Source organism: Bacillus swezeyi, assembly GCF_001969815.1.
GTDB lineage: Bacteria > Bacillota > Bacilli > Bacillales > Bacillaceae > Bacillus > Bacillus swezeyi.
In genome coordinates this window covers 93,482-106,562 of the sequence record NZ_MRBK01000013.1, presented here as the reverse complement: position 1 = coordinate 106,562, position 13,081 = coordinate 93,482, and the positions used below count along the sequence as shown (strand labels likewise).

Annotated in this window: 17 protein-coding genes and 1 pseudogene; 11 read left to right on the top strand and 7 right to left on the bottom strand. The window is 43.2% G+C overall.

The annotated features are described in order from the left end of the window. The first annotated feature begins 116 nt into the window (after positions 1–116). From BTA30_RS12505 to BTA30_RS23865, 4 genes and pseudogenes are all read left to right on the top strand, one after another. A complete protein-coding gene (locus BTA30_RS12505) occupies positions 117–839 on the top strand; it encodes a glycerophosphodiester phosphodiesterase (protein WP_076761752.1) in 723 nt (240 codons plus the stop codon). Beyond that, positions 836–1,237: a fluoride efflux transporter FluC gene (locus BTA30_RS12500; protein WP_076761622.1), complete on the top strand. Its 402-nt coding sequence runs from the start codon at positions 836–838 to the stop codon at positions 1,235–1,237. The genes BTA30_RS12505 and BTA30_RS12500 overlap by 4 nt, the downstream gene beginning before the upstream one ends. Further along, the gene (gene crcB / locus BTA30_RS12495; RefSeq protein ID WP_076761620.1) at positions 1,234–1,584 is read left to right on the top strand and encodes a fluoride efflux transporter CrcB; all 351 of its coding nucleotides are present in this window, start codon (positions 1,234–1,236) and stop codon (positions 1,582–1,584) included. The genes BTA30_RS12500 and crcB overlap by 4 nt, the downstream gene beginning before the upstream one ends. Next, positions 1,577–1,885 (top strand): annotated as a pseudogene (locus tag BTA30_RS23865) (DUF817 family protein); the annotation flags it as partial. The gene crcB and the pseudogene BTA30_RS23865, both read left to right, overlap by 8 nt. Positions 1,886–2,091: 206 nt before the next feature. On the opposite strand, the gene BTA30_RS12485 reads toward BTA30_RS23865, so the two are convergent. The 4 genes from BTA30_RS12485 to BTA30_RS12470 form a co-directional block, all read right to left on the bottom strand. Next, complete coding sequence (locus tag BTA30_RS12485) at positions 2,092–2,769, bottom strand: N-acetylmuramoyl-L-alanine amidase family protein (protein WP_076761618.1); 678 nt, start codon at positions 2,767–2,769, stop codon at positions 2,092–2,094. Further along, the gene (locus BTA30_RS12480; RefSeq protein ID WP_076761616.1) at positions 2,732–3,019 is read right to left on the bottom strand and encodes a hypothetical protein; all 288 of its coding nucleotides are present in this window, start codon (positions 3,017–3,019) and stop codon (positions 2,732–2,734) included. Before BTA30_RS12480 ends, BTA30_RS12485 begins: the two co-directional genes overlap by 38 nt. A gap of 231 nt (positions 3,020–3,250) precedes the next feature. Further along, the gene (locus tag BTA30_RS12475) at positions 3,251–3,649 is read right to left on the bottom strand and encodes a transcriptional regulator (protein WP_076761614.1); all 399 of its coding nucleotides are present in this window, start codon (positions 3,647–3,649) and stop codon (positions 3,251–3,253) included. Between the two features lie 112 nt (positions 3,650–3,761). Further along, complete coding sequence (locus BTA30_RS12470; RefSeq protein ID WP_076761612.1) at positions 3,762–5,135, bottom strand: hemolysin family protein; 1,374 nt, start codon at positions 5,133–5,135, stop codon at positions 3,762–3,764. Positions 5,136–5,447: 312 nt separating this feature from the next. Between BTA30_RS12470 and cueR the strand changes: the two genes are divergently transcribed. The 4 genes from cueR (at position 5,448) to BTA30_RS12450 (ending at position 9,290) form a co-directional block, all read left to right on the top strand. Next, the gene (cueR, locus tag BTA30_RS12465) at positions 5,448–5,873 is read left to right on the top strand and encodes a Cu(I)-responsive transcriptional regulator (RefSeq protein ID WP_076761610.1); all 426 of its coding nucleotides are present in this window, start codon (positions 5,448–5,450) and stop codon (positions 5,871–5,873) included. A 60-nt stretch (positions 5,874–5,933) separates the two neighbouring features. Further along, positions 5,934–7,253, top strand: coding sequence for a hemolysin family protein (locus BTA30_RS12460; protein WP_076761608.1), 1,320 nt, complete (start codon positions 5,934–5,936; stop codon positions 7,251–7,253). Positions 7,254–7,401: 148 nt separating this feature from the next. After that, on the top strand, positions 7,402–7,998 hold the full coding sequence (locus BTA30_RS12455; protein WP_076761605.1) for a TetR/AcrR family transcriptional regulator: 597 nt from the start codon (positions 7,402–7,404) through the stop codon (positions 7,996–7,998). Next, positions 7,998–9,290, top strand: coding sequence for an acyl-CoA thioester hydrolase/BAAT C-terminal domain-containing protein (locus BTA30_RS12450; protein WP_239693607.1), 1,293 nt, complete (start codon positions 7,998–8,000; stop codon positions 9,288–9,290). Before BTA30_RS12455 ends, BTA30_RS12450 begins: the two co-directional genes overlap by 1 nt. A gap of 80 nt (positions 9,291–9,370) precedes the next feature. On the opposite strand, the gene BTA30_RS12445 is transcribed toward BTA30_RS12450, so the two are convergent. After that, positions 9,371–9,973, bottom strand: a complete 603-nt coding sequence (locus tag BTA30_RS12445) for a lysophospholipid acyltransferase family protein (protein ID WP_076761602.1) — start codon at positions 9,971–9,973, stop codon at positions 9,371–9,373. A 545-nt stretch (positions 9,974–10,518) separates the two neighbouring features. Between BTA30_RS12445 and sigM the strand changes: the two genes are divergently transcribed. Genes sigM through BTA30_RS12430 form a run of 3 tightly spaced genes read left to right on the top strand, consistent with a single transcriptional unit; the run spans position 10,519 to position 12,351 of the window. After that, on the top strand, positions 10,519–11,010 hold the full coding sequence (gene sigM / locus BTA30_RS12440) for an RNA polymerase sigma factor SigM (RefSeq protein WP_076761599.1): 492 nt from the start codon (positions 10,519–10,521) through the stop codon (positions 11,008–11,010). Next, positions 11,003–12,073, top strand: coding sequence for an anti-sigma factor (locus BTA30_RS12435; protein WP_076761597.1), 1,071 nt, complete (start codon positions 11,003–11,005; stop codon positions 12,071–12,073). The genes sigM and BTA30_RS12435 overlap by 8 nt, the downstream gene beginning before the upstream one ends. Further along, on the top strand, positions 12,061–12,351 hold the full coding sequence (locus BTA30_RS12430) for an anti-sigma factor (protein ID WP_076761595.1): 291 nt from the start codon (positions 12,061–12,063) through the stop codon (positions 12,349–12,351). Before BTA30_RS12435 ends, BTA30_RS12430 begins: the two co-directional genes overlap by 13 nt. A gap of 30 nt (positions 12,352–12,381) precedes the next feature. On the opposite strand, the gene BTA30_RS24130 is transcribed toward BTA30_RS12430, so the two are convergent. Further along, positions 12,382–12,504 carry a hypothetical protein gene (locus tag BTA30_RS24130; RefSeq protein WP_275667132.1) on the bottom strand — a complete coding sequence of 41 codons (123 nt, stop codon included), beginning with the start codon at positions 12,502–12,504 and terminating at the stop codon, positions 12,382–12,384. Positions 12,505–12,781: 277 nt separating this feature from the next. Then, positions 12,782–12,859: a putative holin-like toxin gene (locus tag BTA30_RS23860; RefSeq protein ID WP_003180750.1), complete on the bottom strand. Its 78-nt coding sequence runs from the start codon at positions 12,857–12,859 to the stop codon at positions 12,782–12,784. Positions 12,860–13,081: the final 222 nt, after the last annotated feature.

The following is a 13,081-nucleotide window of genomic DNA, read 5'->3' as shown; positions in this document are numbered from 1 at the left end:
TCGCGCGTTTTTTTGCTCTGTTCTGTTTTTGAATATTTCGGGACTGGCGATTTACTTGCATCACCTCTTCAGGTATCCTAGATATGGAAAGATTTTATGAAGAGGAGCTGACATCTTTGCATATCATCGCCCATCGCGGAGCTTCAGCTTACGCCCCGGAAAATACGTTTGCCGCTTTTGATAAAGCAAGAGAGCTTGGAGCTGACTTTATTGAGCTTGATGTACAATTAACAAAGGACGGAAAGCTTGCGGTCATTCATGATGACAAGGTCGACAGAACGACAGACGGCGCGGGCTTTGTTCGGCAGTTTACGATGAGCGAGCTTGAAAAGCTTGATGCGGGAAGCTGGTTCGGCCCCGAGTTTCAAGGTGAACAAATCCCAGCTCTTGAAGACGTTCTTCAGAAGTATCACAAAAAAATGGGACTGCTCATTGAAATCAAGTCTTCCAAAACACAGCCGGGAATTGAACAAGCGATCGGGAAGCTGATCAGCCGATTCGGCGTCTCCATGAATACGATCGTCCAATCCTTTGATGCCGGCGCAATGATGACGCTTCACAAGCTGTATCCTTCAATTCCATCCGCTGTTTTGATCAAGCCGAGATTTGGAATGGTGCCGCGCAGCAGACTTCGGCATATTGCGTCATTTGCGGGCTATGTCAGCGTCAAACATACGATGCTCAGCTCTTTCCTGATCGAATCGATTCACAGTTATGATTTAAAAGCTTTTGCATGGACGGTCAACGGGCCAAAAACAGGCCGCCGTCTTGAGAGCTGGAAAATTGACGGACTCATTACCGATTATCCGGATTATTTCAAGAAAGAAGGAAAACCATGAAATCGTATGTTGCCGTTTTTATAGGAGGAGCACTCGGCTCCCTTCTTCGTTATGTCTTAAACTTGAATACAGACAGCGGTTTTTTTCCCTGGGCGACTTTTGTCGAAAATATCTCGGGGAGCTTGCTTCTCGGTCTGCTGACAGGCTTTTTTTCGTTCAGGGCAAAAAAACCGCTCGTTCAGCTATGTTTAGGTACCGGTTTTTGCGGAGGGTATACGACAATGTCTGCGTTTTCCAAGGAAACCGCCCTGATCCTTCAATCCTCTGTACCGCAAACCGGAGTCTTGTACTTAGCGGCTTCCCTTGCCGGCGGGATATGCTTCGCTTTGTTAGGGATTGTCTTTGGAAAACGGATCAGCAGAGCAGCAGGAAAAGAAAAGGAGCGGTTTGAATCATGATGGCAGCTGGTTTTATGATCGCGGGAGGAATCGGGTCTGTTCTGAGGTTTTGGCTCGGCAATATCATCATGTCGAGGCTTCCCCATCCGCGTATACCGGTCAGCATTATGCTGATCAACATTCTTGGCTCTTTCGCCCTCGGCCTATTTGTCAGCCTTGGAATTGACAATCAAGTACTCTCAATCGTCGTGGGAACGGGATTTTTCGGCGGGTTCACAACATTTTCCACCTTCAGCATCGAAGCTGTTGAGCTTTTGTCGGCAAAACGCCTAAAGGCATCAGCAGCATACATATTGCTGACAATGGTTTGCTGCATCGGTGGATTTTGGGCGGGGAGCATTGTTTGATCGATTTGGTTTTGAACAAGCAAAAGCTTGTCTGTTTCCGGTTGTCATTTTTCTTGCTCTTGCCATAACAAAAGCGGTTGAAGTGCCTTTTATGCCCCGATATGACTTTATTTTATTGATCTGTTATTGGTGCAAATATTCATGATAGCATTCAAGCTTGAATCTTTGGATGAAGTGAAAGTGATTGGCGTTTTCCACCTCATCGGCCTGGCACTAGAGCTTTATAAAGTACATATGGGATCGTGGAGCTACCCTGAGGAGGCCAGCCACCAAGCTGTTCGGCGTCCCTTTGTACAGCGGCTGTCAGCTCATGGCTCTTCTTGTGATTGTCAGCTTTATGATCGTTGCAATGCTGAAGCATTTAAAAGACAATCGCGCGAAGATGAGCTGCTTCAAGCAGGCAAAGGATTTAAAGGCCGTTTTAAGAAAGCGGTCCGAAAGAACAGGTTCAAAAAAAGAATCCATTTTGATCTCGCTTTTTTCAAAATGGATTCCTGATTTTTTTCGTTATCCTTTTACAATCTCTGCCGTCTGAAAGCTGTCCCAGTTTGAAGATATCACGTTCAAAACATCGTCTTTTTCTTGATAGGCCCCAATTTGTCCTCCGTCCATCGTCACCTTATATAATGAAGTGTCATTTTTCGTAAGACCCAGACAGACGGCAATCCCGTTGACATGCCCTCTTGCAGTCTGTTCAATCCAGGCGGCGCTTTTCATTTTTGCCGAATCGCCGGCATGGTCAATAAATCCGTTCTCAGTTAAAATAGCAGGCATGGCGGTTTCCCGAAGGACATGAAAGTTCGCTTTTTTCATCCCTCTGTCCCGGAGTCCGTTAAGTTTGATCACTTCTTGATGAATGATTCTTTGATAAAGAGCGGTTACAGACTCATCGGACAAGCCGCTGTAAATGTAGTCTTCATACCCGTAGGCTGTCCCGTCAAAAGCGTTTGTATGAATGGAAACAAACAAATCCGCGCCCCACGAATTGGCATCATCCGTGCGTTCCTGAAGCGAGACTGTTTTGTCCGTCATCCTGCTCAGCCTTGTTTCGGCATTGGCATACTCCTTTAAAAGGATATCATTGATCCTCAATGCAATGGCCAATGTGACGTTTTTTTCCTGCAGGCCGTTTCCTGCTGCTCCCGGATCACTTCCGCCGTGTCCCGGATCCAAATAAATCTTCATGTTCGATTTCCTCCTTGTTTAATGGTTTTAAGATGTTTTTTGAACCTGAATAAAAACCGACTGATGACAATCCTAGCCACGTTCCGATCATCATGTCTTCCTTCCAGTTTCCCGATGTCAAAAACAATGAAATACAGATGCCGAAAACCACTGCATAGACGGGGAGAAATCGTTTCTGAACGCCCAGAAGCTTTACCGTATGCACCAAACCTGTAATCAGCGGAACGAGTCCGATTTCAGAAATGTCCATATTCTTTCCCCTCCCTTTTCAGCCGATTGTCCAAGCAAATACCTCTGTTTACTGCGTCACATCTTGATCAGCCCCCTCGCTGAATAAAAGGTTGTCTTCATCATAAAAGGAAACCGCTCGTCCTCCCTGTCATCATCCTGTCAGGAAACTGAAGAAAAACGGAAGGAAGCTTGGTGCAAATGCAAAAAGGACTTGTCTCCGTTCCTGAAAACAAGTCCCAAAGGCGCTGTGCTAAATATTCGTGATCGCTGCCAAACTGACAAGCAGCTTATCGAGCAGCGTTTTTTTTAATAAAAACAATGTTTTTTCACTATAGCCGATTTCTATTGCGCATTTCCCCATGCTCCAATTTTGAATATACCGATATTCAACAAGCGTCCGCTCAATCTCGTCCAATTCAGCCAAAGCTGTCTCCATGGAGTCCAGCAAAAATTGATAGAGTCTTTTTTCCGCATCAATTTGATAATGCACGTCCGTCTCTTTCACCAATCCGCTCTGTTCTTCCTTATCCATCCTCCTCTCCAGATTTAATACCGCCGCTTTGTAATTTTTCCAATTTCTCAAATGAAACTCGATCCGCTTAATGTATGTTTTCTTCTCGTCCCCAGAAATGGTTTCATACCAAAGCAATTGCATCCCCCCAAATAGAACATTTGTTCCCATTATATACGAACATACATTCCTGTTCAAATGCCATTTGACTTATGGTCTTTTTTCTTAACAACACAAAAAACACCTTGAACTATTTTTCGCTCAAGGTGATTTCGTTTACGACAATCGGATTTGCCGGCGCCAGCTCCACATGTTCAGTCATTTGTTCTTGTTTGACCTCAACGTGCTTAATCAGCCGGCCTTCCATCTCAAGAACCGTTATCGTATAGGAGCCGACATGAACCGCCTGACCTACGGCGATATCTATATTTTCTTTCAGAACGAGTCCGCCGACCGTTTCGACTTCCTCTTCTTCAATATCATCCTCAAACAGTTCATTCACCTGATCGATTCTCGCCTTTCCGTCCATGATGTACTCATGATCGGAAATCTTCTGAATGAGGGGTTTTTCGTCTTCATCAAATTCGTCCCTGATGTCTCCGACGATTTCTTCGAGAATGTCTTCAGTCGTTACAAGACCTGAGGTTCCTCCGTATTCATCCGTTAAGATCGCCATATGAATCCGTTCCCGCTGCATTTTGATCAGGAGCTTTTGTACAGGAACGGTTTCAATGACTTCGATGACCGGACGGATATATGCTTCAAGAGAAAGCCGCTTTTTTTCCGTTTCTGACATGAGCAGCATATCCGTAAACAGCTGTTTCGTATTGATCATGCCGGTCACATGATCCTTATCGCCTTTATAGACTGGCCAGCGCGTATATTTTTCCTTCAGCATCACGGTAAGCGCCTCATCGATCGGCATATCCGCAGGAACCGAGGCGATTTCTGTACGAGGCACCATGATTTCTTTGGCGATCCGGTTGTCAAATTCAAAAATTTTATTGACGTATCTATATTCAGACGGATTAATCTCTCCGCTTTTATAGCTTTCTGATAACAGAATTCTCAGCTCTTCTTCTGAATGGGATTCATCCTTTTCCGAAGCAGGCTTCAAACCGAATATTCCGGTCAACACTCGGGCTGAGGCGTTTAACACCCATATGAAAGGGAACATGACAACATTGAAAAAATGCAGAGGTCCCGCCAGCCACAGTGTCATCTGTTCAGCTTTTTGTATCGCGATGGTTTTAGGGGCAAGTTCTCCAACCACGACGTTCAGGAATGTAATCACAGAAAAAGCAATCGCAATTGACAGCGCATGTGAGACAGAGTCTGAAACATGCAGGCTTTCAAAGAGCGGATGCAGAACTTTTCTGACTGCAGGCTCACCCATCCAGCCCAATCCCAGCGCTGTAATCGTAATGCCGAGCTGACAAGCTGACAAGTATTCATCTAAATCCGATATCACTTGCTTTGCGCGAACTGCCTTTTTATTTCCTTCTGCTATAAGCTGATCAATACGTGAGCTTCTTACTCTGACAATCGCAAATTCTGATGCTACGAAAAAAGCAGTCAAAGCAATCAGAACGCCGATGATAATCAGACTAACAATATCGTCCATTTAGCCCTATCCCTCTACAGGATAAGGAGTCACCTCCTGATGAATTCAAATTCCCGTAATAAGGCTGATGTGTGTTCTGTATGAGTGACTATGCAGAGGGCCCCATCAAACCACCTCCAAGCCAATATATACTATTATCTTACTTTATTAAAAAAGAGTCAGTCAAATGTCTAAACTTTAAATCTGACAATATTTCCTCGAATATTTAGAAAAATGAAGGTTTTCGCATCAATTTCACGCCTTTTTTTGATCAATTAACTTGTATAAACAGCTTCTAATATATTAAAATGTTTTATAACTATAACGTGATGGTTGAGGAGGGATGCAGATGGGGCAGAGAAATATCGTATCGGCGAATTAGCAGCTTCAGCGGGCGTTACAAAACGAACTGTTGATTATTACACAAATCTAGGGCTTTTAACGCCTATCAGATCATGTTCAAACTATCGGTACTACGATGAAGCCGCTCTTAAACGGCTGAAGTTTATTACAGACTGCAAGCAGCAGAGATTGGCTCTGTCCGACATCAAATTGCGGCTGGAAAACCAGTTTCCCTCTTCAGTTGTGAACGATGATGAAATTGGAAGCCTGACAACGGAGATTGATCATGTCAATGATCATATATCCGTGATCATAAATAGATTGGAACGGCTGAATCCCGATGAACGGAAGATTCTCAAAAGCCGCCTTTCTCCTGATAAAATGACGGTCATCCAGTCATTTATGCTGCTGCTTTAGTTAATCTTTTACTAAACAGGAGGTGTTACCTTCATTCTCACGTTAGAGTGAAGGTCCTAATTGGAAATAGTTAATTTGATTTTTGTTGCTGTTTTAATTGCTTTAACAGCATTTTTCGTAGCGTCTGAGTTTGCGATTATCAGAATCAGAAGCTCACGGGTCGATCAGCTGGTTACCGAAGGAAACAAAACAGCGGTTTCGGTCAAGAAAGTGATCACACATTTAGACGAATATTTATCGGCCTGTCAGCTCGGCATCACCCTGACGGCTCTGGGACTTGGATGGCTTGGAGAGCCTACTGTCGCCCGGCTGCTTGAGCCGCTATTTGTTCAGTGGAACATTCCAAGCTCTGTTTCACACATCGTGTCAGTTGTGATCGCATTCAGCTTCATTACGTTTCTGCATGTCGTTGTCGGAGAGCTTGCTCCGAAAACACTTGCGATCCAAAAGGCGGAAACCATTTCCTTTCTATTCGCAAAGCCTCTGATCTGGTTTTACCGCATCATGTTTCCATTCATTTGGGCGCTGAACGGATCAGCAAGGCTTTTGACGAAATCGTTTGGCCTTGAACCAGTTTCTGAAAACGAAATGGCACACTCTGAGGAAGAGCTGCGGATCATTCTGTCAGAAAGCTATAAAAGCGGCGAAATCAATCAATCTGAATTCAAATATGTAAACAAAATTTTTGAATTCGATGACCGTCTTGCCAAGGAAATCATGATTCCGAGAACAGAAGTCGTCAGCTTTCCACATGATATGAAAATCAAGGATATGATCGACATTACGAAAGCCGAAGGCTACACGCGCTATCCCGTTGAGGACGGCGATAAAGACAATATCATCGGCGTCGTCAATGTCAAGGAAATTCTGACGGCCTGCATCAGCGGAGAATGCTCCAAAGAAGACACGATTGAACAGTTTATCAACCCGATCATCCATGTGATCGAAACCGTGCCAGTTCACGATCTGCTTCTCAAAATGCAGAAAGAACGCGTCCACATGGCCATTCTTTCCGATGAGTACGGCGGAACGGCGGGTCTTGTTACGGTTGAGGATATTATTGAAGAAATCGTCGGTGAAATCCGTGATGAATTTGATATTGACGAAATCAATGAAATCCGCAAAATTGACGAAGGCCACTACATTCTTGACGGCAAAGTGCTGGTCAACCAAGTCAACGATTTGCTCGGCATCCAGCTGGACAATGAAGAAGTTGACACGATCGGCGGATGGTTCCTGACGCAAAAATATGATGTCCAAAAGGGCGATACGATCTCAGAACAGGGATTTGAATTTACGATTAATGAAATCGACGGCCATCACGTCTCATATGTAGAGGTTAAAAAAGCGGCTGAAGAACTGCTTGAGGAAGCGGAATAACAATTGAATGAACAACCTTCGAGGATACAATTCATTTTGTATCCTCTTTTTGTTGTCCGTTTTTTAGGTTCCATCCATGTAACCACTTGATTACATCATCAGCTTCCTTTAAAATGTAATCAGTTGATTACATTTATAGGAGGGGCATATGACGAAACAATTGACGAGGGAACGTTTAATTCAGGCGGCCCTTGCTGTTTTTAAAGAAAAAGGATATACAGCTGCATCCACCAGAGAAATTGCCCAACAGGCAGGAGTCAATCATTTGACCCTTTTTAGACATTTTGGAAATAAAAGAAATTTATTTCGGGAAAGTGTTGTTCAGCATGTAACATCAGGCGATTTTATCGGCGGGCTTGAGGGAAGATTAACTGGAAATATTAAAGAAGATTTAACATTGATCGCTAAAGCTTATCTTGAAGAAAACCTGGAAAAGGACACTGTTTTCTGGATTTACTATGCTGAATCAGCACAAGATCCGGAGGTTTCCGAATTAATCATGGACATTCCCCACCGCTTACAACAGTTTTTAGCCGCTTATTTTGCAAAGCTTCATTCTCAAAAAAAGATTTCAGGCGGCAACTTTCAAGTTCTCAGCGGCATGTTTTTCGGTTTGCTCAATCAATACATCATGTTTCGCCATTTGCCGGCATTCCGGGAATCATTCACTGATCATATAGAAGACTTTGTTGATGAGTGCGTCGATTTATTTTTCTCAAAACTTAAAAAGGAAGTGCTGTCTTGATGAGCCGTCAACCTGTTTTGCACATCCCTTCCGCTTCCAAATGGGATGAAAATATCAATTTGAAGATATGCGGACTCAATCCGTTTGATATCGTTGACATCGTTGTTACAGTGAAAGATGAAGCCGATGTCACGTGGAGATCGCACGCCGTTTTTCAAGCTAATCAATCTGGAGAGGTTAATCCTGCAGCAGCAATTCCATTAAAAGGAACCTATCAAGTTCAAGATCAAATGGGGCTATTCTGGTCAATGCAACCAGTTGGATCTTCCCGCTCCTTCCAGAAAAAATCGGTTCACCCTTCTGTGTATCGCATTGAAGTGAGGCAAAACGAACGGGTCATCTTGAGCAAGGAAATAAAACGATTGCTAGTCTATGAAACGATAAAAAGGCAGGAAATAGAGGAAAATGGATTCTCCGGCGTCTTTTTTCGTCCTCTTACTGCCGACCGGCCGCCCGTCATCATTGTTTTAGGCGGATCTGACGGAGGTCTTGATGAAACAATAGCAGGTATGTTATCAAATTACGGATACGCGACATTCGCAATCCCTTATTTTCAATACAAACAGCTTCCTAAAACATTGGCTGAAATTCCGCTTGAGTATTTTCAAAAAGCAATCGCCTGGCTGCTTCGCCAAGAGGGGCTCGATCATGGCCAAATCGGAATATTCGGACGGTCAAAAGGCGGGGAATTAGCGCTTTTAATCGGTTCTCATTTTCCTGATATCCGTTTTGTCATTTCCCATGTAGGCGGCGGAATCGTCTTTCAAGGTGTCGGATTGAAAAAACTTCGCCAGACATCTTCTTGGAGTCTGGGCGGCGCACCGCTGGCCTTTGCCCCTCTCCCACTGTTCACGATTTCTCAGCTGTGGACGTTCATGAAACAAAAGATCACAAGGCAGCCTCAATCTTTTCTTGAGCTTTATCAAAAAGCATTACATAACATAAAGGACGATCATCCTTCTATTATTAAAGCAGAAAATATAAAGGGACCCGTCTTTTTAACTTCAAGTACAGATGATTTGGTTTGGCCTTCGGCATTCATGAGCGAAAAAGTCGTTGAACGCCTGAAAGTGAACGGCTTTCCCCATTCTGTTCAGCATCTATGCTTTGAAAATGCCGGCCACAATATCAGACCTCCGTATTTTCCAACCGCTGCACGTCAAAGCGGAACGGTTGTATATGGAGGGGAAACTGCCGCGGATGCTCTCGCTTCCCAGACATTTTGGCGGGAATTGCTTTTGTTTTTGGAAAAAACGGCTTTATGCTGGCAAAATCAAAAAACACCCCTGTAAGATCGTAATGATCAATTACGACTCAAGGGATGTTTTTTTGTCTCATTCAACAGCCAGAAGCTGTTTCTTGTTCGCATTTTTTATGACAGCTCCTTGAGCTGCGTTTCAAGACCCTTAATACTGTCATTCAAAGCCTCTGTCATTTTCGCCAGCTTTTCTTTTGACGAATATTGAGCGAAATCTTCCGGATTGAGGGGCTCGCCGATGATCAGCTTCATTTTGCCTTTCTTGAAAAGCTCTTTTCCGTTGGACGGGCCGCTGTATGCAGCCGGTACAAGCGGCGCTTTTCCCATCTGCGCGATCGTGACCGCTCCCCTTTTTAAAGGAACATCTTCAGATGATCTCGTTCCGCTCGGAAAAATGCCGACAATCTTTCCTTCTTTCAGCAATTTGATCGGGGTTTTGATGCTGCTTGGCCCCGGATTTTCTCTGTCGACCGGAAAAGCGTTGATGCTCGAAAGGAAAGAACCGCTTAATTTATTTTCAAAAAGCTCTTTTTTCGCCATGTAATGAATTTCATTAGGCAAAATGCCGACACCTAATGTGACTACATCCACCCATCCGGAATGTGTACACGCAATAACGAAGCCTGTGTCTTTAGGAAGATTCTCCTTATTGTATACTTTAATTCCGCCGCGTAAAGAAAGAATCGCTTTTGCAGCATTAGCTGTAAATTTATACATATGGCACTTCCTTTATTGTTGTAATCGAATGAGGTTTCCCTTTTCCATTATAACAACAATTTTTATTACCTGGTACTAAAAATTGTTTTTTCATCAAAAAACCGAGGAATATCCCCTGCTTCAGATTGTTTACAAAATCCTAAACGGTCTTGAGAATTAGAATAAAAAAAACAGGAGTGAAGCTAATGTCTAAAATCAGTCTGATGACAACAATTTTTTAAAATACGCAAAGCATTTAAGCGCCTTTTCCAACCTTAGGTAATGACTTCCACATCCCTTCATAAGAAACTCGATCCGCAATATTTAGGTTTGATATTCTATTGCCAAAGCCTTCATCCTCCTTCACCTATACGACTTTGTTTTTTCCTTGTCCACTAGATAGATTCAGTTTTGCATGAAAATTAGTTTTTTTGAACAGGTTCAGTTATTATATAGGATAGATGATTTTTAAGGGTAAGAAATTGGAGGAAAAAACAGCCGTGGACATATTGAGTGCAACTTCAAACCTTTCTTATGCGTTTATAACATAGAGGGGAGAAAAGGCAGTGACTATCGATGAAATTTACCAAATGTATATGAATGATGTTTACAGGTTCCTGCTCTCCATGACGAAAGATAAACATCTTGCAGAGGATTTGCTTCAGGAAACCTTTATGAGAGCTTATATACACATCCACTCTTACGACCACAGCAAAGTGAAGCCATGGCTTTTTCAGGTGGCGCGGAATGCGTTTATCGATTATGTCAGAAAGCATAAAAAGGAAGTCACGATTTCTGACGATATGATCGGAAGCCTGTTTCAGACCGCGGTTCAAAGCCCGGCCCACCAGGTCGAGATTAAGGAAGTGTTAACGTTATATATGAATCAGCTTCCCGATAACTACAGGGAAGCGCTTACGCTTTATTATTTAAAAGAGCTGAATTACAAAGAAGCGTCAAGTTTGATGAATATCTCAGAGGCTAATTTTAAAAGTGTTCTATTTCGCGCCAGACAGCGGCTGAAAGCACTTTACAACAGAGGTGTTAACGATGAATGAAGATTTTAAAAAACGTTGGGAACAATATAAAAACGGCGAACTTTCCGAATCGGAAATGATCAAGGTTGAAGAGGAGCTTGAACAGCTTGAAGAATATCAGGATATGCTTGATCAGGAAATGAAAGATGAAAATTGGGATCTCACACTCAGTCCTGAAAAACAAAAAGCGATTTTACGATATGGAAAAAACAAATCATATATGCGGATTTCAGCCCTTGCTGTCCTTTCTACGCTCATCATCCTGCCGCTTTGTACGCTCGGGAGCTATTTATACTACGGCCTGGGTGGACATGAAAGCAAAGGAAACACACTGGTGCAGACCGCTTCAATGACCGTAGCCGTCACCAAGCCGAATATTCAAGTGGATACTGATTCACTCGTGAATAAAGTGCAGCTATTCGGAATCAAGACCCAATTCCCGCTAAAAAAACAGATCGGCAATGTGACGAAAGTGGTTGGGAATGAAGAAGTGGAAATGTTTTTTGACCAGCTGAAGTCCCCTCAGGTTCACCAATATAACCAGGAGCTGTCACAGGAAGAACGGCATTTTGTCTATCCAGGGGGCATAAAAGAAAAATCGGTTTCCAAAGCCAAATCAATCTTAAAACAATTGCCTGACGGGACTGTTGCCGAAGCTTTCCTTTCCTTTGAGAGAGCCTATCCGACAAGGGAACTCTATGACAAATTAAAAGGATACGATATTCGTGTTCTTTGGAATGCGATAGAAACCGAAAACGATTTAAAAGAGCATCCGTACGCTGAACCGATCGGTTATCCTGGAAAGGATTCCAACCGCATTTTCGAATTTCAGCACCCTGCTCAAAATGACAATGAACAGTTCAAAGCCGCGCTGTCATATATGATCAAACACAATGACTGGGCTGAAACCATATCAGGAAGAAAAGACTTAAAACTCGCCAAACGGCTTGATTACGTTGAGAAAAATGGTGTAAACGTGTATGGAGCGGTCATTACCGGCCCTTCAAAAGAAATTGAAAACCTGATTGAAAAAGGGCCTGTCAAAGCGGCTAAAGTAGGTGAGGTGGAATTATGGAATTGGTAAGAATCTTTAAAGAACATAATGTATTTGGGTGGGTATCTGTCGGGACAGCGATCCTTTCCCTCTTCATCTTAAATTTGGCGATTATAAGCGATACCTTCGCTTTTTCCTATAAAATGCTTCCTTTTGCAATGGCCGCCATACCGCTCGGCATCATCGAGCTCTTCATCAAAAAAGGACGGACAGGACTAGGATTCCTCGGAGTCGTGCTCAATATTTTCATTCTCATCTGCGTCTGGACCATTGTGTCTATCGATTCGAATTTGCAGCTTGGATTTTGATGTAAGGTCCAGATAGACAGGAGACACAGACTAAGGGCGGGCATCGGGGGCGGCTTTCATCCGCCGCCCCTCATGCCGGCCGGGTACAGCCGGATCGAAGATTTTGATTTCCTTAGAAATGACGCTTTCTCCAATTTTCGAAAAGCATTTCATTGATAGAATGCCCCCATAAGAATTATTGGTTGCTTTTACAGATTCGAAATGACCTCTTTCGTGAGTCAAAATCTTCTTTGAATCATGAAAGAAACATCATACTCATACGATCACCACATGTGAAATGTATTTTTTCTTTAATAAATGCATAAAATAAAAAAGAGCCGACTGCGCCAACAGTCGAGTCGTGTGTACAGAGCGGCCCAGCAAGGGGCTGGCTCAAACGCAATCTGGAAATAGACTTTCCCTTTAAACTTTTGCGGTGCTCAAGGGAAGTCTATTTTTCTTTTTTAGACAACACGGCAATTAACATGCCAAAAGCAATCATTAAAGAGATTGTTTCGAATGTTGTCATAAGCATCCCCCCCTTTCATAGGGGAGTTGAGTGAGCCGAAACTTTATGAAATGAATATTTTACCGTAACACTCTCTAACATTGAGAGTGTTTTCTCATTCCCAAGACAAAATGCCGAGGCTAAAGGATAAAATGATGAATCGCCTCCGAAGCTTGGTCAGCTTCATGTGGAGGCGGCTTTTTAATGCTGCCCAAAAGTCTTTCTTATGGCCTTTTGGGACAG